The organism is Pseudomonas sp. NyZ480, from assembly GCF_029537255.1.
GTDB lineage: Bacteria > Pseudomonadota > Gammaproteobacteria > Pseudomonadales > Pseudomonadaceae > Aquipseudomonas > Aquipseudomonas taiwanensis.
This window is the reverse complement of sequence record NZ_CP120626.1, coordinates 2,394,498-2,412,063: the sequence shown is the minus strand read 5'-3', so window position 1 is coordinate 2,412,063 and position 17,566 is coordinate 2,394,498. Positions and strand designations below refer to the sequence as shown.

Below are 17,566 nucleotides of genomic sequence, written 5' to 3'. Positions count from 1 at the left end.
TCACAGGCTCCCGGCAAAGTCGAGGAACAGGCAAGCGGCCAACAAGTCGGCGGCACCGCCCGGTGAGGCATTCAGTTGCAGCAGTTGCATCTCCAGCTGACGCAGTTGCCGGCGCCCGCCGAGGGTGGCGCTGCCCCCAGCATCGAGCACGGCGCGGGCACCCTGCTGGACCGCGGCCAGACCCTGTGGCCCAGCGCGCCAGAGGACGCAGGTATCGCTCAGTGCGGCCATGATCGCCAGCAAGGCGTCCAGACGGGCATGGGTTTCGCTGGCTCCGGCGGCGCGGCTTCGCAGCAGTTGCGGCAGGCCATGCTCGATGACGGCTGGGAAGCCTTGCTGAGCTTGCTCACGCGCCCCACTGGCGCCGTAGCGACGGCGTACCTGGTTGCCGTGGCTGTCCGGGGCGATGGCGGCCGGGTCGTCGAGCAGCGCAATACGCCCTGCGCGGGCGGCCACTACCTGGGCGCCTGCGCCAGGGTCCAGGGCGCAGGCCGCAACCAGCAGGCCAAGCGCCCAGATTGCGCCTCGATGGGTATTCACCCCGGCCGTGACACTCAGCATGGCGGCTTCGCCTTCACGGCCGATGCGACCGAGCGCGCCGCGCAGTGGCTGGTCGATATACCCATGATCCTGGGCAGCCTCGGCCATCTGTCGCAGACAAGGCCACAGCGCCATTGCCGAAGCATGCATCAAGCTCAGGGTCATGTCGTTGTGAGCACCGCTGCTGCGGCGGTCCACCAACCCAGGCTTGGGCGACAGGTCGGCCTCGTCGATCAAGGCCGCCACAGCGAGGTCGGCGAGGTGCTCGGGCAAGGTGATGGCCGATGACCGTTCGGGCCTCATCGCGGGCAAGCTCGCTCCTGCAGGAGGCTCAAGGCTCAGGGGGCGGCGCGATGGCCAATCCGATTGGGGATTCAAGGTTTCCATCACCAACTCCTGAAACGCGCAGGCGGGTTGTACAAACCTCCGGACCACTCCACCAGATCGGCGATGCTGCGCGCGGCGAGCAGTTCGCGGCCGGCGTCGGTGCGTCGAATGCCCAGGTCTTCGGGCAAAGCCACCAGGCCTTGCTGGCGCAGCCGCAGGGTGACTTTCGGGTCGTGACGCAGGCCGATGGCGGTAACCCCGGCCACGGCGGCGATCATCTGCTGACGTTGTTCAAGGCTGCGTGCCTTGTACAGGTAGGCGATGCCCTCTTCGGTCAACAGGTGGGTGACGTCGTCGCCGTAGATCATTACGGGGGCCAGGGGCATGCCGGTTTTCTTCGCGACCTCGACCGCGTCGAGCGTCTCGACGAAGGTGGGTTTACCGCCCTCCTGATAGGTCTCGACCATCTGCACCACCAGTTTGCGACCACGCTCGAGCAGGGTTTGCGGCACGGTCATGTCAAGCCAGGCCGGAGTAGCATGGCGCCGTCCCCTGGGGTCGTGCCCCATGTTCGGCGCACCGCCGAAACCTGCCAGGCGGCCACGGGTGACGGTCGAGGAATGTCCATCGCCATCGACCTGCAAGGTGGCGCCGATGAACAGGTCCACTGCGTATTGCCCTGCCAGCTGGCACATCATGCGATTGGAACGCAGCGAGCCATCGCGGCCGGTGAAGAACACGTCAGGGCGCTGAGCGATGTAGTCCTCCATGCCCAGCTCGGTACCGAAGCAGTGCACGCTTTCGACCCAGCCGGTCTCGATGGCCGGGATCAGGGTTGGGTGCGGGTTGAGGGTCCAGTTGCGGCAGATCTTGCCTTTGAGGCCCAGGGACTCGCCGTAGGTTGGCAGGATCAGTTCGATCGCGGCGGTATTGAAGCCAATGCCATGGTTGAGCGACTGGACCTGGTGCTTTTCGTAGATGCCACGGACGGCCATCATCGCCATCAGCACATGCACCGGCTTGATGTGACGCGGGTCGCGGGTGAACAGCGGCTCGATATAGAACGGCTTGTCGGCAACGACCACGAAATCGACCCAGGAAGCCGGAATGTCCACCCGTGGCAGGTCATCGGTACGCTCGACCAATTGGTTGACCTGGGCGATGACGATGCCATCGCTGAAGGCTGCCGGTTCCACCAAGGCCGGGGTGTCCTCGGTGCTGGGGCCGGTATACAGGTTGCCGTCGCGGTCGGCCATGAAACCTGCGACCAGGGTGACGTTGGGGATCAGGTCGACCAGCAGCCGCGAATACAGTTCGATGTAGGTGTGAATGGCGCCGACTTCCAGCAGGCCGTCTTCCAGCAGCTGGCCGATGCGCAGGCTCTGCGGGCCGGCGAAGGAGAAGTCGAGCTTGCGGGCGATGCCGCGTTCGAACAGGTCAAGGTGCTCGGCACGGCTCACGCTGGGCATGATCATGTGCAGGTCATGCAGATGCTCGGGGTCGGCCTTGGCCAGGGCGCGCGAGAGAAAGTCGGCCTGCTTCTGGTTGTTGCCTTCGAGCACGACCCGGTCGCCGGGAGCGATCAGCAACTCCAGGGCCTCGACGATCCGCTCGGTGGGCAGCACCACACCGTCGGCGAGGTGCCGGACCCGATCGAGACGACGCTGCTTCTCGGCGCGCCGCCTCGACCATTGCGGCGGTGGATTCGTTGTTATGGTCATGGGTGACTCCACGGTTCGCTGTCGTGGAGGCACATTAGGGCGGTACTGTCGGCTCGATCAATCAAGCTGGGTGCGTGATCGTTACGCTCAGGTTAACGATGGCGGGGCATTGAGCACCGTGACGACTGCAGGCGGATCAGCACGGCTTCGTCCACGCCAGTCCGGCTGACGCAACAGGCGAATCGGTACCTTGCGCAGCGCCTGCGCGACGGGCACGAAGCTGTCCGGTTGGTACAGGTATCTCGCCTTCGTCCTGCGGTGGCGAGCTTTCCCAGGCGAGGTTGTCGCCATCCCAGCCGTACAGCGTGTAACCGCAACCCAGTTCGCGCTGGCGCTTGGCGCGTTGCATCTGGTTCCAGCCACTACCCGCACGGGGATCGTCGTAGTGATGCGCGGTCGAGTGTTTGTGCAGGCGACGGCCCAGCGCGTCGTAGCTGTACGCGACGCTGAGCTTGCCATCGTCGAAGCGGACCAGACGGTCGAACAGGTCCCAGGTCAGACGGGCTTTATCGCCGTTGTGCAGGCGGTGGATGAGGTTGCCGCGTTCGTCGTACTGGTAATGCGTGCCGGCGTACTCGCGCAGCAGGTTGTCCATCAGCTTGTTGCGACGCGGGTCGCTTTCCAGCGGGCGGTTGAGTTCCTGGGTCTTCTGGTCCAGCAGGTTGCCGGCCGGGTCGAAGGCGAAGGTCTCGACACCCAGGCGACTGGTGGCTTGCAGCAGGCGGCCCACCGGGTCGTACTGATAGGCCAGGTGACCACGGCGGGTGTCGTGGATGTCGGTCAGCTGGCCGACGGCATCGTATTGATACTGGCGCTTGAGCAATGTGGACTTGCCGTCGTGGCTACCCAGCCATTGCGCCTGCAGGCGACCCGCCGGGTCCCACGCCTGGGTCTGCATCAGCTGGTTGCCCTGATGCCGGACCACCTCACGGTGCAGAGCATCGCGCTCGTAGGCCAGCGGCTCATGCTGGTCAAGGGTCATGCCCAGCACGTGACCGCTGCCGTAGGTGAGCGTGCTGACCTTATGGCCATCGGGGCGAATCGTCGCCGTACGCAGGTTCAGCGCGTCGTACTCAGCACTCCATTCTTCGTTGGCAAACTATAGGCAAGCGGAAAACCTATAAGGTAATCATAATCCACCAATATCTCATCGACCCTTTACAGACTATCGGCAGAGACCTGCTACCACCGGAAAAGTTACCTTTATTTTTTGCCGGCGGCTTGCACAGACTATAACTTTACTCGAGATATGATGCTAACAAATTGGAGTCTTTAAGAAAATCGCGCGCCTTCTCAAGGTCCGCATCATCCAGACGCCATACTGAAAAGCCCTTATGAATAGATGACTCACCAAAACGCTCCATTGCCTGAACCAAAGCCTGGCTTTTACTCTGAGGCAAAACCTCGATTTTGCGTTCAGAGAATATATTAAAAGGATAAACATCTCGGATGAGTTCGTCTGTTCTGCCGGCCCACTGCATCTTTCTCCACATACCGACTCTAGCGTGCCCTTTCCACAACAGTGGATGCTCATCATCAATCATTGACACGCCAATACCATAACCAAAGCCGTAAGCTTGAGTCTCACTATACGCGTATGCATAGTCACAAAGTCCAACCACCTCCTCTTGCGCCCAGAATGACTCAATCAACCCCTGCAAATCAAGTTTAGCGGCATTAGATGACAAGAGCAGTTCTGAGCCACTTGAGTAGCCTGCAGAAAAATCGCAATTCAAAAACTCATCAACTTCACCCGCACCCCAAATTCGCTCGGAATATAATGAAACTTCCCCTACGCCACCTGCCTGTAGCCCATTCAAATATTTTTTCTCGTTAAACTTCACGAGCTTGCCATTTTTACCACCACATCGATCCACCCTAGCAGGACGCCGCTCCATCCATTCTTTGAGCCTGCCAAAAACTTTCACTTTATCGACATTCTTCCCGGGGCAGTCATGAGCCACAAAAAAACTAAACTCTTCCATGCTTAAACCTTTCTCTTAGTTTTTGGAGTCTCAATGTAACTACCCGCTCGCCCGCCTAACCCTTGTAGGATGACGTCACCCTTCGCCCTCAGCTTGCGGGGGTCATCTGTTGGAGATGGAACCTCAACAATGTCGACCTTTCCATCTTTTCTCAGTCCCGTAACGTCCGGACGAGTAATCGGATCAGAAGGCACCCCTGTCACTGTCTTGACTGCAACGTTAACGCCGACTTTTTCATAATCGCCGCTGTTGGCCATCTGCTCCGCCATATTTTCGGATATTTGCGCATGACCATCTCCACCAGTTTTCTGCCCCGTACCGATAATCGGGCAGCCATTAACAACTCGTACTGGCTGCTTTTTCGCCAACCCCAGAGGGTCGATCCAGAATACCGGGTTCGGTGCGTATGCAAAGAGGTTCAGCCCACCTGCATAACTAGTCGGGTCTTGATTCACGAACCGCCCAACCCTCGGATCATAGTACCGATACCGGTTGTAATGCAGCCCGGTCTCGTGATCGTGGTACTGCCCCTGGAAGCGAATCGGGTTGCTCATCCCAACCTGCTTTGCCCAGTCCGAACGCACCTCGCGCACGTCACCCCACGCCTTGTACTGCCCCGCCCACGCCAGCTCTCCGTGGTGGTCGGTCAGCTCCATCGGCGTGCCCAGGTGATCGCACTGGTACCAGGCAATCGCATCGATCGGCTGCGGCTTCACTTCGTGTTGCCACAGCGGGTCCTGGTCGATGTCGTATTCGCGTCCACGCCAGTCCGGCTGCCGTAACAGGCGAATCGGTGCCTTGCGCAGCGCCTGCGCAACGGGCACGAAGCTGTCCGGTTCGTACAGGTAGTGCACGGTCCGCCCGGTCTCGCCTTCGTCCTGCGGTGGCGAGCTTTCCCAGGCGAGGTTGTCGCCATCCCAGCCGTACAGGGTGTAACCGCAACCCAGTTCGCGCTGGCGCTTGGCGCGTTGCATCTGGTTCCAGCCGCTGCCCGCACGGGGATCGTCGTAGTGATGCGCGGTCGAGTGTTTGTGCTGGCGACGGCCCAGCGCGTCGTAGCTGTATGCCACGCTGAGCTTGCCATCGTCGAAGCGGACCAGACGGTCGAACAGGTCCCAGGTCAGGCGGGCCTTGTCGCCGTTATGCAGGCGGTGGATGAGGTTGCCGCGTTCGTCGTACTGGTAATGCGTGCCGGCGTACTCGCGCAGCAGGTTGTCCATCAGCTTGTTGCGACGCGGGTCGCTTTCCAGCGGGCGGTTGAGTTCCTGGGTCTTCTGGTCCAGCAGGTTGCCGGCCGGGTCGAAGGCGAAGGTCTCGACACCCAGGCGACTGGTGGCTTGCAGCAGACGGCCCACTGGGTCGTACTGATAAGCCAGGTGACCACGGCGGGTGTCGTGGATGTTGGTCAGCTGGTCGATGGCATCGTATTGATACTGGCGCTTGAGCAACGTGGACTTGCCGTCGTGGCTACCCAGCCATTGCGCCTGCAAGCGACCTGCCGGGTCCCACGCCTGGGTCTGCATCAGCTGGTTGCCCTGGTGCCGAACCACCTCACGGTGCAGAGCATCGCGCTCATAGGCCAGCAGCTCATGCTGGTCGATGGTCATGCCCAGCACGTGACCGCTGCCGTAGGTGAGCGTGCTGACCTTATGGCCATCGGGGCGAATCGTCGCCGTGCGCAGGTTCAGCGCGTCGTACTCGTGCTTCCACACCGCGACCATCGGCACAGCGGTCTTGAGGTAGTACTGATGCTCGCGAGTGAGGTTGCCCGCTTCGTCATGGAACCATTGCAGCTTGCTGTCGGCATTGATGGCCTGGATCAGCTTGCCATTGCCGTCGTAGGCAAAAGTTGCCTAGCACCTTGCCCAACCAAGTCCAGCAGTTGCCGGTTCCTGCTTTTGACCAGTTGACCACGCCGTCCTAGTCTAGCGCGACACTAATTAGCCACTTAACTTCGCACGGGCTTTGTTAACTGAATCCTTAAGCAAAAGAACATCGCTCTCGGTAATCTTCAGACTCTTTATTTCTTTCATCATTTCGATTGAGCGAAGCACGGCATCAAGCATTAAGCTCACCTGCCTTGACTCATCCGCCTCTTTGAACTCATTGACAGGTATTTGAACGCGAACTTCAATAACCTTACGCGCCTTGTGGTACTTCTTCACTTCGGGATAGTCAATGACTCGCTCGTCTGGCATTAAAATTGAAATGAACGTCCACGAGTTCGCGCCACATTCTAGCGAAACATCAGACAGAGTCTCTACCAGTACATCTTTTACTCTTTTTCGAGCAATTTGAGCGGCATTTCCGACAATAACATGTTGTTCACTTGAAGTGCTAAAAATCATACGGCACCTTAATAATCGCTTTTATTCAGAGGAGGTCTTTTGCCGTCTTTACTTACAGCCTTGTAATCCAATATCTGCTGATGCTGCCACGCATGCATTTCCCACTTTGTCCCTGATGCCTCCTCCTGCATATATGCGTTATTTTCCTTGAGATATTTTTCTGTATACCTGCGTTTACCCATAGTAGTCTCACCGTAGTTTAGAACGCTATGATCGTCTTCATCCCTCAAGGTATATCCAATAGCGGGTTTAGTAGAATTGAGACTATTCCCATGAGTACCATCCTTCTCACACGGACGCCCCAAAGAAGTTGCTGATCGCCGCCTTGGGGTCGTTGAGCAACTGGTCGCTGGCGGCCGCCATCTGCTTGCTCGCCGCCGCCTTGTCGCCCTGGGCGTCGAGTTGGCCGAGCACGACTTTCTCCAGGCCCGTGGCAATTTCGCCAGTCACCTTGGTACCCAGATCGCCCGCATCTTTGAGAATGCCGGCGATCTTTGGCTGTGCCTGGGTCACAAAGTCGTCGAGGGTCCCGGCGATGGTGGCGTTGAGGTGGCCCATCAGCACCGTGATCAGCGAGTCGCCCAGCAGCATCTTGGCGCTGTTGCGCAGCTCCTGGCGGACCAGGAACAAGGTCGGGCGCAAGCTCATGCGGGCGGCTGCCATGGTCGGCGGCGCCGGCAATACGCCGATCAGGTTGATGCCCAGGCTGACCCAATCGAGCACCTGGCGGTGCTTGCTCTTGACCAGGGTGACCACATCGCCCAGGGCGTCGACCAGGGCCATGATGTTGCCCACCACCGGCAAGGCACCGGCCACGGTCTTGATCCGTTCGAGGGTGACGTAGCCGCTGCTGACCGACTGCAACCAGGCGTCGAAGGCGGCGGCGCCGCGGCCCACGTCCTTGGCGTCGATGGTGTTGAGCGGGGCGACCGCGACTTGCGCTTCGCGTTGCTTGGTTTCGCCACTCATGCCAGCACCTCACTGCCCAGCGGGCGCTTGGCCGGGTTGGCGGGAGGGCTCAGCGTCGGCAGCGTGGGCAGTTGCACCTGTTGCAGCGCGGCCTGGCCGCTCTGGGCCAGTTTCATGCCGGTGCTGGCCAGGGACTTGCCCTTGACGGCGCGATGGATCAGGCCGTGCAGACTGCGGCCGGCGTCGCCGAGCTGGAGGAAGGCGGGTTTGTGTAGCAGGCGTTCCAGGTCCAGCGAAGGGCATTCGCTCACCAGCTCGAGGTCAATGGCATAGGCGTGGCTGATGGCTTCCGTGCCGTTGAAGGCGAGGACCTGGAAATCGTGCTCCAGGCCGTCGATGTGCAAGCTGAAATGGGTCTGGTTCGCGGCGGCAAACATCCCTGTCCTCCTTTAGGAAAACGTAGTGAAAACGACTGCGACCTGACAGGTGAACGTGGCAAGTCGCGGTGCGAGAACGGTACGGGGACGCGCTTCCCATGTATGTCAGATGCAGTTCGACACGACTCGTGGGATACGGACTACATCGAGCGAGATCGGTAAGCGTGACGTTTCACGGTGCAAGGATCGAAGGTGGCCAGCGACGGACGACGCGGGGACGCGACAGCGCTAAAGTTGCATGACTTGTCCGGAAGGCGCGCACATAAGGCAAAAATGCAGGACACCCCTGCAGATTTGTCGATTGTGCACGGTAAATTCGCATGCCACGATCCTGCGACACTCCAGCGCACTCCAGACTTCACTTGGAAAATCAATAACAAAGCAGGGAGAACGCGATGACCGCGCATGCTCACATCTCGGCAACGGATCACGTTTTGGCCGAGGTTCGCAACCACATTGGCCACCTCACCCTCAACCGCCCTACCGGCCTCAACGCCCTGACCCTCGACATGGTGCGCAGCCTGCGCCAGCACTTGGACCGGTGGGCCGAGGACGCACAGGTAAAGGCCGTGGTTCTGCGCGGCGAAGGCCCCAAGGGCTTCTGCGCCGGTGGCGATATCCGCTCGCTGCATGACAGCTTCAAGGCTGGTGACAGGCTTCACGAAGATTTCTTCGTCGAGGAATATGCCCTCGACCTGCTCATCCATCGCTACCGCAAACCGGTTCTGGTGCTGATGGACGGTTTCACCCTCGGTGGCGGCATGGGCCTGGCCCAAGGCGCGGACCTGCGCATCGTCACCGAGCGCAGCCGCCTGGGCATGCCCGAGGTGGGCATCGGTTACTTCCCGGACGTGGGCGGCAGTTATTTCCTGCCGCGCATTCCCGGTGAACTAGGCATCTACCTGGGGGTCAGTGGCGTGCAGATCCAGGCCGCCGATGCCCTGTACTGCGGGCTGGCCGACTGGTACCTGGCCAGCGACGCCCTCACTGCCCTGGAGCAAGGCCTGGATAACATCACGTTCGGCGAATACCCACTCAAGGACCTGCAAAACCTGATGGCCACCCTCGGCACCCAGACCCTGAACGATGCCCCTCTGGAAAAGCTGCGCCCCGTCATCGACCACTTCTTCGCCCAACCCGACCCGCTCGCAATCATCGAGCAACTGCGCGCGGTCAGCATCGGTGACAGTCGCCCGTGGGCCATAGCCACAGCCGACCTGCTGGAAAGCCGTTCGCCGCTGGCCATGGCAGTGACCTTGGAGATGCTGCGCCGAGGCCGCCACCTGGCACTGGAAGACTGCTTCGCCATGGAGTTGCACCTGGACCGCCAGTGGTTCCAGCATGGCGATATCATCGAAGGCGTACGCGCCCTGATCGTCGACAAGGACAAACAACCACGCTGGAATCCGCCGACTTTGAGCGGGCTGAGCCGCCAGCGGGTCGACCAATTCTTCGAAGGCCTGTGAGCCTGGGAGTACGCACATGCAAGACCTGGAACTGAGCGAAGAGCAGATCATGATCCGCGACATGGCCCGGGACTTTGCCCGCGGCGAGATCGCCCCCCACGCCCAGGCTTGGGAAAAGGCCGGCTGGATCGATGACGCCGTGGTGAAGAAAATGGGCGAACTGGGCCTGCTTGGCATGGTGGTGCCTGAAGACTTTGGCGGCAGCTACACCGACTATGTCGCCTATGCCCTGGCCGTCGAGGAGATCGCTGCTGGCTGCGGCGCTACCGGGGCGATGATGAGCATTCACAACTCCGTCGGTTGCGGCCCGCTGCTGGCTTATGGCACACCCGAGCAGCAACAGGCCTGGCTACCGCGCCTGGCCAGCGGCGAAGTCATCGGTTGCTTCTGCCTGACCGAGCCGCAAGCCGGCTCCGAAGCGCACAACCTGCGCACCCGTGCAGAGCTGGTCAACGGCGAATGGGTGATCAACGGCTCCAAGCAGTTCGTCAGCAACGCCCGCCGTGCCGGACTGGCCATCGTCTTCGCCGTCACCGACCCGGAGCTGGGCAAGAAGGGTCTTTCTGCCTTTCTGGTGCCGACCGACAATCCGGGGTTCAAGGTCGACCGTAGCGAGCACAAGATGGGCATCCGCGCCTCGGATACCTGCGCGGTCTCCCTCGACAACTGCCGTATCCCGGCCGCCAACATCCTTGGCGAGCGCGGCAAGGGCCTGGCTATCGCCCTCTCCAACCTCGAAGGCGGGCGGATAGGCATCGCCGCCCAAGCTTTGGGGATAGCCCGCGCGGCATTCGAGGCTGCCCTTCTCTATTCGCGCGACCGTGTGCAGTTCGGCAAGCCGATCAATGAACACCAGAGCATCGCTAACCTGCTGGCCGACATGCAGGTACAGGTCAATGCCGCGCGCCTGTTGATACTGCATGCTGCGCGCCTGCGCAGCGCGGGCAAGCCGTGCTTGTCGGAAGCATCCCAGGCCAAGCTGTTCGCTTCGGAAATGGCCGAGCGCGTGTGTTCGATGGCGATTCAGGTGCACGGAGGCTATGGCTACCTGGAAGACTATCCGGTGGAGCGGTATTACCGCGATGCGCGGATCACGCAGATCTATGAGGGCTCGAGCGAGATCCAGCGGATGCTGATCGCTCGGGAACTGAAGCACTATCCGTTGTAGGCCCCCCGAAAACGAAGATGGCGCTGCCAAAGCAGCGCCATCACGGTCGTTACGAAGCCCAGTCAGTCATTCGCACTGACAACCTGCCCCGCTTTCTCTTCCTTGCCTCGGGTCGCCAGGCAGTAATAGAGCGGCACCGTCACCAACAAGCCAAACAGCCACGACAGGTCGGCCCCCTCGACGATGTTCGAGTAGGGCCCGACATACAGCGAAGTGTTGGCGAACGGCAACTGCACCAGGATCCCGCAGGCATAGGCGACAATCGCATGGTGGTTGAAGCGCCCGTAGATACCGCCATCGGCGCGGAAGATCGAGGCAATGTCGTACTGGCCTTTCTTGATCAGGTAGAAGTCGATCAAGTTGATCGAGGCCCACGGTACGAGCACCAGCAGTAGCGCCAGGATCAGGCCGATGAACTGACCGATGAAGTCCGCCGATGCATTGAGCGCTACCAGGCCGCAGCCCACCAAGATCAGCGACGCCAAAATCACCCGCACCTTGATGCTCGGGGTCCACTGGGCGACGAAGGTCTGGATGGCCGTGACGATCGACAGCACCGCGCCATAGAGGTTGAGGGCGTTATGGCTGATGATGTTGAGCAGGAACAGCACCATCAGGATCGGCCCCAGCCAACCGGTGGCTTGCTTGACCGCGTCCATCGCATCGGTACCTTGCGGCACGCACAGCACCGCCACGGCACCGAAACTGAAGCACAAAATGGTGCCCAGTGTGGCGCCGAAATAGGTCGCCCAGAATGGCTTGGCGATGCCTACCTCACGCGGCAGGTAGCGCGAGTAGTCGGAGGTGTACGGCGAGAAGCTGATCTGCCAGATAGTGCCGAGCGACACCGTGGCGATGAAGCCTGACAGGTTGAACCCTCCGCGGCTGAAGAAGTCAGCCGGCAGCTGCTGGGCGAACATCATGATGAAGCCTGCCAGCAATGCCGAGCCCATCACCCAGGTGCCAATACGGTTCAAGGTGTGGATGAAGCGGTAACCGATCACACCAATGGCCGTTGCGCTCAGCGCACCAATGACGATGGCAGTGGGCATCGGCACGCTGGGGGCGATGCCATGGATCGACTTGCCCGCCAACACGATGTTGGAAATGAAGAAGCCCACATAAATGAGCGCCGTGAAGAACACGATCAGTAAGGCGCCATAGCGGCCGAATTGGCCACGGCTCTGGACCATCTGCGGAATGCCCAACTGCGGTCCCTGGGCAGAGGCCAAGGCGATGACCACGCCCCCGGCAAGATGGCCCAGCACGATGGCGACCAACCCCCACAACAGATTCAGGTGGAATACCTGGACCACCATGGCGCCGGTGACGATGGGCAGGGGCGCTATGTTGGTGCTGAACCAAAGGGTGAACAGATCACGCGCCTTCCCATGGCGCTCGGCAGGTGGAACGTAATCGACCGTGTGATTCTCGACAAACTGGTGTTGCGACGACGGTTGGGACATAGGTTTTCAGCTCGAAAGGTCGTTTTTATCTTTGTAAGGAAACCGCGCGGGGCGGCCTCTCAGCTGAAGACCATATTATGGTATTCCAAACTTTTGACAACACTGATGCGGCTGAAAAATGTGTAACTGATCCGGTTCAGCAGCACCCGCAATGCTTGCTTGATTTTTTCAAAGCCGCTGTTCATGCGGCCTTGCGCCATTCATCGTGATTTTTACCCGGTGTAAAATTCCACTTGCAAATCGAGTATTACGGTATACCATCAGACACATCAACGATAAAAACCGCGGACCACCGCAGCCCTCTCGAGGTATTCGCCATGATCGATGCAACCGTCTACAAGCATGTCCTGGGCTCCTTCCCGTCCGGCGTCACGGTCATCACCACCCTGGACGACGATGGTTCGATCGTCGGCCTTACCGCCAGCGCATTTTCTTCCCTGTCCATGGACCCGCCGCTGGTGCTGTTCTGCCCGAACTACAGCTCCGATTCCTACCCGGTACTGATGCGCAACAAGCGCTTTGCCATCCACCTGCTCTCTGGCGAGCAACAGACCGAAGCCTACGCGTTCGCCAAGAAAGGCAAGGACAAGGCCGCTGGTATCGAGTGGACTTTGAGCGAGCTTGGCAACCCCATTCTGGCCGGCGCCACCGCCGTCATCGAATGCGAATTGTGGCGTGAATACGAAGGCGGCGACCACGCCATCATGGTCGGCAAGGTGCACAACCTGATCGTGCCCGAAGAGGCCCCACGGCCGATGGTCTACTGCCGCGGCAAGATGGCCAGCCTGCCCGCCTTCGCCTGAGCCACCTATCGTCATCAATGACGCCTGGCGCACCAGGCGACACCTTAAAGCTCCGAGGAAAGCCCCATGAAATTTTCGTTGTTCGTGCACATGGAACGTTGGGATGAACAGGTCAGCCATCGCCAGCTGTTCGAAGACCTGACCGAACTGACCCTGATGGCCGAGAACGGCGGTTTCAGCACCGTGTGGATCGGCGAACACCACGCCATGGAATACACCATCTCGCCGAGCCCGATGCCGCTGCTGGCCTACCTGGCCGCGCGCACCGAGAAAATCCGCCTGGGCGCCGGCACCATCATCGCGCCGTTCTGGAACCCTATCCGCGTGGCCGGTGAATGCGCCCTGCTGGACGTGATCAGCAACGGTCGCATGGAAGTGGGCCTGGCCCGTGGCGCCTATCAGTTCGAGTTCGACCGCATGGCCGGCGGCATGCCCGCCACCGACGGCGGCAAGGCGCTGCGTGAAATGGTGCCGGCCGTACGCAAGCTGTGGGAAGGCGATTACGCCCATGAGGGTGAGGTTTACAAGTTCCCGACCTCCACCAGCGTGCCCAAGCCCGTGCAAAAAGGCATGCCCCCGATGTGGATCGCCGCGCGCGACCCGGACTCGCACAATTTCGCTGTGAAAAACGGCTGCAACGTCATGGTCACCCCGCTGATGAAGGGCGACGAAGAAGTGCTGGACCTGAAGAACAAGTTCCAGGCCGCACTCGACAACAACCCCGAAGTACCGCGCCCGCAACTGATGGTGCTGCGTCACACCCACGTACACAGCCCGTCGGAGCCCGAAGGCTGGAAGGTTGGCGCCCAGGCCATCTCGCGCTTCTACCGCACCTTCGACGCCTGGTTCGGCAACAAGACCACGCCGGTCAACGGATTCCTCGAGCCAAGCCCGGAGTCCAAGTTCGCTGAAGTGCCGGCGTTCGCGCTGGAGAATATCCGCAAGAACACCATGATCGGCACGCCGGAAGAAATCATCGCGCGCATCAAGTACTACCAGGAACTGGGCGTCGACGAGTTCAGCTTCTGGTGCGACAACAGCCTGCCCCACGCCGAGAAGAAAAAGTCGCTCGAACTCTTCATCAAGGAAGTGGTGCCGGCGTTCGCCTGAATTCCCATTGCCTGAAACCGTTGCGGGATGAGCCCGCTCCCGCGGGCCCTCGTGGCCCGCGTGAGCGGGCATTTTTTTGCATGGGCGGCGTTCCCATCGCCAGCCCACTGAAATCGAGAACAGTGCAGCACCTGCAGGTGCATGGCTACCCGCGAGAAGTCCAGCACAGACAGCCCAAAAACCAAGGGATCAGCCCACCTTTCGTCCCCCTGAACAGAGAAATTGTTCGGCACCTCTTGCACAACAAATATTATGGTATACCATCAGACAACAAGAACTGATAACCCTCACCAGGAGCCCCCCATGAGTTTCGAAATCCGCAAGATCGTCACCTACTCCGAAGAGACCCGCATCGAAGGCGGCAAAGCCACCGACAAGCCAGTGACCATGGTCGGCCTGGCCGTGGTGATCAAGAACCCATGGGCCGGTCGCGGTTTCGTTGAGGATCTGAAGCCGGAAATCCGCGCCAACTGCTCCGAGCTGGGCGCGCTGATGGTCGAGCGCCTGACCGCCGCCATCGGCGGTGCCGACAAGATCGAAGCCTACGGCAAGGCCGCCGTGGTCGGCGCCGATGGCGAAATCGAACACGCTTCCGCCGTGATCCACACCCTGCGCTTCGGCAACCATTACCGCGAAGCCGTCAAGGCCAAGAGCTACCTGAGCTTCACCAACAAGCGCGGCGGCCCAGGCACCTCGATTCAGATCCCGATGATGCAGAAGGACGACGAAGGCCTGCGTTCTCACTACATCACCCTGGAAATGCAGATCGAAGACGCCCCGCGCGCCGATGAAATCGTCGTGGTCCTGGGCGCCTCCGACGGCGGTCGCCTGCACCCGCGCATCGGCAACCGCTACATCGACCTGGAAGAACTGGCTGCCGAAAAAGCCAACGCTCAATAACAACAACCAAGACGGGCCGGGGCGTTGCGTGCAAGCGCCACGCCCGACCTTCAAGGAGCGCCCTCCATGATTCAGCCTGTCGCTGAACGTACACCGGCCGGAACCAGCTACCTGGTCCAAGGCCAGGGCCAACCTGTGGTGTTGATCCACGGCGTGGGCCTGAACAAAGAAATGTGGGGCGGGCAGTTCGTGGGCCTGGCCAACGACTATCGGGTCATCGCCTATGACATGCTCGGCCATGGCCAGAGCGCCCTGCCACCGCCCGACGTAGGCCTGGAAGGCTACGCCGACCAACTGGCCGAACTGCTCGATCACCTGCAGATTGCCCAAGCCACCGTGATTGGCTTCTCGATGGGTGGCCTGGTGGCGCGCGCATTCGCCCTTCACCACCGGCAGCGCCTTGCCGCGCTGGTGGTGCTCAACAGCGTGTTCAACCGCACCCCCGAGCAGAGCGCCGGCGTCATCGCCCGTGCCGCCCAGGCTGCGCAACAAGGCCCGGACGCCAACGTCGATGCCGCGCTCGACCGCTGGTTCAGCCGCGAATACAAAGCCGCCAACCCCGCGCAGGTCGCCGCCATCCGCCAGGTGCTGGCGAGCAACGATCCGCAGGGCTATCACACCACTTATGCGCTGTTCGCCACCCAAGACATGTATCGCGCCGACGACCTGGGCAGCATCCAGGTGCCGACGCTGATCGCCACCGGTGAACTCGACGCAGGCTCCACCCCGGCCATGACTCGCCAGCTTGCCGCGCGCATTCCTGGTGCGCAAAGCGTGGTCCTCGCCGAGCAACGGCATATGATGCCGGTGGAAGCGCCGCGGGAAGTCAACAAGATGCTTCTGGACTTCCTGGCGCAAGCCCGCACCCTTACCGAATCCGCCAAGGGGATTGTTGCATGACCCTCGTTCGTTTCCAGATGTGCATCGACGGCCAATGGCTCGATGCCCAGAGCGGCAAGACCTTCGACAGCCTCGACCCGGCTACCGCCAAGGCCTGGGCGCAACTGCCCGACGCCGGTGAGGCCGATGTCGAACTGGCCGTGCAGGCCGCCCAGCGTGCCTTCGACAGCAGAGCCTGGCGCAGCCTCACCGCGACCGCCCGAGGCAAGCTGCTGCGTCGCCTCGGCGATCTGATCGCCCAGAACAAAGAGCACCTCGCCCAGCTCGAAAGCCGCGACAACGGCAAGCTGATCCGCGAAACCCGCGGCCAGGTCGGCTACCTGCCGGAGTTCTTCCACTACACCGCAGGCCTGGCCGACAAGCTCGAAGGCGGCACCCTGCCGCTGGACAAGCCTGACCTGTTCGCCTACACCGTGCACGAGCCGATCGGCGTGGTGGCCGGGATCATCCCGTGGAACAGCCCACTGTACCTGACCGCGATCAAGCTGGCGCCGGCTCTGGCCGCCGGCAACACCATCGTGCTCAAGCCGTCCGAGCACGCCTCAGCGACCATTCTGGAGCTGGCCCGCCTGGCCCTAGAAGCCGGCTTCCCGGCTGGCGTGGTCAACGTGGTGACCGGCTACGGCCCAAGCACTGGCGCAGCGCTTACCCGCCATCCACTGGTGCGCAAGATCGCCTTCACCGGCGGTGCTGCCACCGCCCGCCATGTGGTGCGCAGCAGCGCCGAGAACTTCGCCAAGCTGTCCCTGGAGCTGGGTGGCAAGTCGCCAAACATCATCTTCGCCGACGCTGACTTGGACAGCGCCATCAACGGCGCCGTAGCCGGCATCTATGCCGCCTCGGGACAAAGCTGCGTGGCAGGTTCGCGCTTGCTGGTGCAGGATGAGATCTTCGATGAGTTCGTCGAGCGCCTGATCGCCCGCGCCAAGCGCATTCGTATCGGTAATCCGCAGGACGATGCCAGCGAGATGGGCCCGATGGCCACCGCCCAGCAACTGGCCGTGGTCGAAGGCCTGGTTGCGGCCGCCAAGGCCGAAGGCGCCAAATTGCACATGGGTGGCAAGCGTGCCGAGGTCGAGGGGGACGGCTGGTTCTACGAGCCGACCCTGTTCGAGTGCGACAGCAACTCGATGACCATCATGCAGGAAGAGGTATTCGGCCCGGTCGCGGCGGTGATCCGCTTCAAGACCGAGGAAGAGGCCTTGGCAATCGCCAACGACTCCCAGTTCGGCCTGGCAGCCGGGATCTGGACCCGTGACCTGGGCCGTGCCCATCGCCTGGCCCGTGACGTACGCTCCGGCATCATCTGGGTCAACACCTACCGTGCCGTGTCGGCCATGGCGCCGATCGGTGGCTTCAAGAACAGCGGCTACGGCCGTGAGAGCGGCATCGACTCGGTGCTGGCTTATACCGAGCTGAAGACGGTGTGGATCAATCTCTCCACCGCGCCGATGCCCGACCCGTTCGTGATGCGCTAAGAGGTAAC

13 protein-coding genes and 3 pseudogenes are annotated in these 17,566 nt (G+C 61.2%); 7 read left to right on the top strand and 9 right to left on the bottom strand.

Going from position 1 to position 17,566, the window contains the following annotated elements; all coding sequences use genetic code 11:
• The 8 genes and pseudogenes from P3R38_RS11075 to P3R38_RS11040 all read right to left on the bottom strand — a co-directional run.
• Positions 1–843, bottom strand: a complete 843-nt coding sequence (locus P3R38_RS11075) for a triphosphoribosyl-dephospho-CoA synthase (RefSeq protein ID WP_244880967.1) — start codon at positions 841–843, stop codon at positions 1–3.
• Between the two features lie 83 nt (positions 844–926).
• Positions 927–2,588: a malonate decarboxylase subunit alpha gene (gene mdcA / locus P3R38_RS11070; RefSeq protein ID WP_277687137.1), complete on the bottom strand. Its 1,662-nt coding sequence runs from the start codon at positions 2,586–2,588 to the stop codon at positions 927–929.
• Positions 2,589–2,744: 156 nt separating this feature from the next.
• Positions 2,745–3,663, bottom strand: a pseudogene (locus tag P3R38_RS11065) (RHS repeat protein); the annotation flags it as partial.
• 163 nt (positions 3,664–3,826) lie between these two features.
• Positions 3,827–4,573 (bottom strand): hypothetical protein, encoded by a 747-nt coding sequence (locus P3R38_RS11060; protein WP_202676094.1) that lies wholly within the window; start codon positions 4,571–4,573, stop codon positions 3,827–3,829.
• 362 nt (positions 4,574–4,935) lie between these two features.
• A pseudogene (locus P3R38_RS11055) lies at positions 4,936–6,423 on the bottom strand (RHS repeat-associated core domain-containing protein); the annotation flags it as partial.
• A gap of 90 nt (positions 6,424–6,513) precedes the next feature.
• Positions 6,514–6,921, bottom strand: coding sequence for a hypothetical protein (locus P3R38_RS11050; RefSeq protein ID WP_158664931.1), 408 nt, complete (start codon positions 6,919–6,921; stop codon positions 6,514–6,516).
• Between the two features lie 288 nt (positions 6,922–7,209).
• Entirely contained in the window at positions 7,210–7,890 is a 681-nt protein-coding gene (locus P3R38_RS11045; RefSeq protein WP_277687136.1) for a hypothetical protein, read from the bottom strand.
• 131 nt (positions 7,891–8,021) lie between these two features.
• Positions 8,022–8,267, bottom strand: a pseudogene (locus tag P3R38_RS11040) (type VI secretion system tip protein VgrG); the annotation flags it as partial.
• Positions 8,268–8,662: 395 nt separating this feature from the next.
• Here P3R38_RS11040 and P3R38_RS11035 point away from each other — a divergent pair.
• A complete protein-coding gene (locus P3R38_RS11035; RefSeq protein ID WP_023380272.1) occupies positions 8,663–9,733 on the top strand; it encodes an enoyl-CoA hydratase/isomerase family protein in 1,071 nt (356 codons plus the stop codon).
• A 16-nt stretch (positions 9,734–9,749) separates the two neighbouring features.
• Positions 9,750–10,901, top strand: a complete 1,152-nt coding sequence (locus P3R38_RS11030; protein ID WP_023380271.1) for an acyl-CoA dehydrogenase family protein — start codon at positions 9,750–9,752, stop codon at positions 10,899–10,901.
• 62 nt (positions 10,902–10,963) lie between these two features.
• Here the strand turns inward: P3R38_RS11030 and P3R38_RS11025 are convergent, their stop codons facing one another.
• A complete protein-coding gene (locus tag P3R38_RS11025) occupies positions 10,964–12,367 on the bottom strand; it encodes a cytosine permease (protein ID WP_023380270.1) in 1,404 nt (467 codons plus the stop codon).
• Positions 12,368–12,684: 317 nt separating this feature from the next.
• On the opposite strand from P3R38_RS11025, the gene P3R38_RS11020 reads away from it, so the two are divergent.
• The 5 genes from P3R38_RS11020 (at position 12,685) to P3R38_RS11000 (ending at position 17,558) form a co-directional block, all read left to right on the top strand.
• A complete protein-coding gene (locus tag P3R38_RS11020) occupies positions 12,685–13,170 on the top strand; it encodes a flavin reductase family protein (RefSeq protein ID WP_023380269.1) in 486 nt (161 codons plus the stop codon).
• Positions 13,171–13,236: 66 nt separating this feature from the next.
• On the top strand, positions 13,237–14,280 hold the full coding sequence (locus P3R38_RS11015) for an LLM class flavin-dependent oxidoreductase (protein ID WP_023380268.1): 1,044 nt from the start codon (positions 13,237–13,239) through the stop codon (positions 14,278–14,280).
• Positions 14,281–14,583: 303 nt separating this feature from the next.
• Complete coding sequence (locus tag P3R38_RS11010) at positions 14,584–15,180, top strand: amino acid synthesis family protein (protein ID WP_023380267.1); 597 nt, start codon at positions 14,584–14,586, stop codon at positions 15,178–15,180.
• A gap of 66 nt (positions 15,181–15,246) precedes the next feature.
• Positions 15,247–16,080 carry an alpha/beta fold hydrolase gene (locus P3R38_RS11005; protein WP_023380266.1) on the top strand — a complete coding sequence of 278 codons (834 nt, stop codon included), beginning with the start codon at positions 15,247–15,249 and terminating at the stop codon, positions 16,078–16,080.
• The gene (locus tag P3R38_RS11000; protein ID WP_023380264.1) at positions 16,077–17,558 is read left to right on the top strand and encodes an aldehyde dehydrogenase; all 1,482 of its coding nucleotides are present in this window, start codon (positions 16,077–16,079) and stop codon (positions 17,556–17,558) included. The genes P3R38_RS11005 and P3R38_RS11000 overlap by 4 nt, the downstream gene beginning before the upstream one ends.
• The last annotated feature ends 8 nt before the right edge of the window (positions 17,559–17,566 follow it).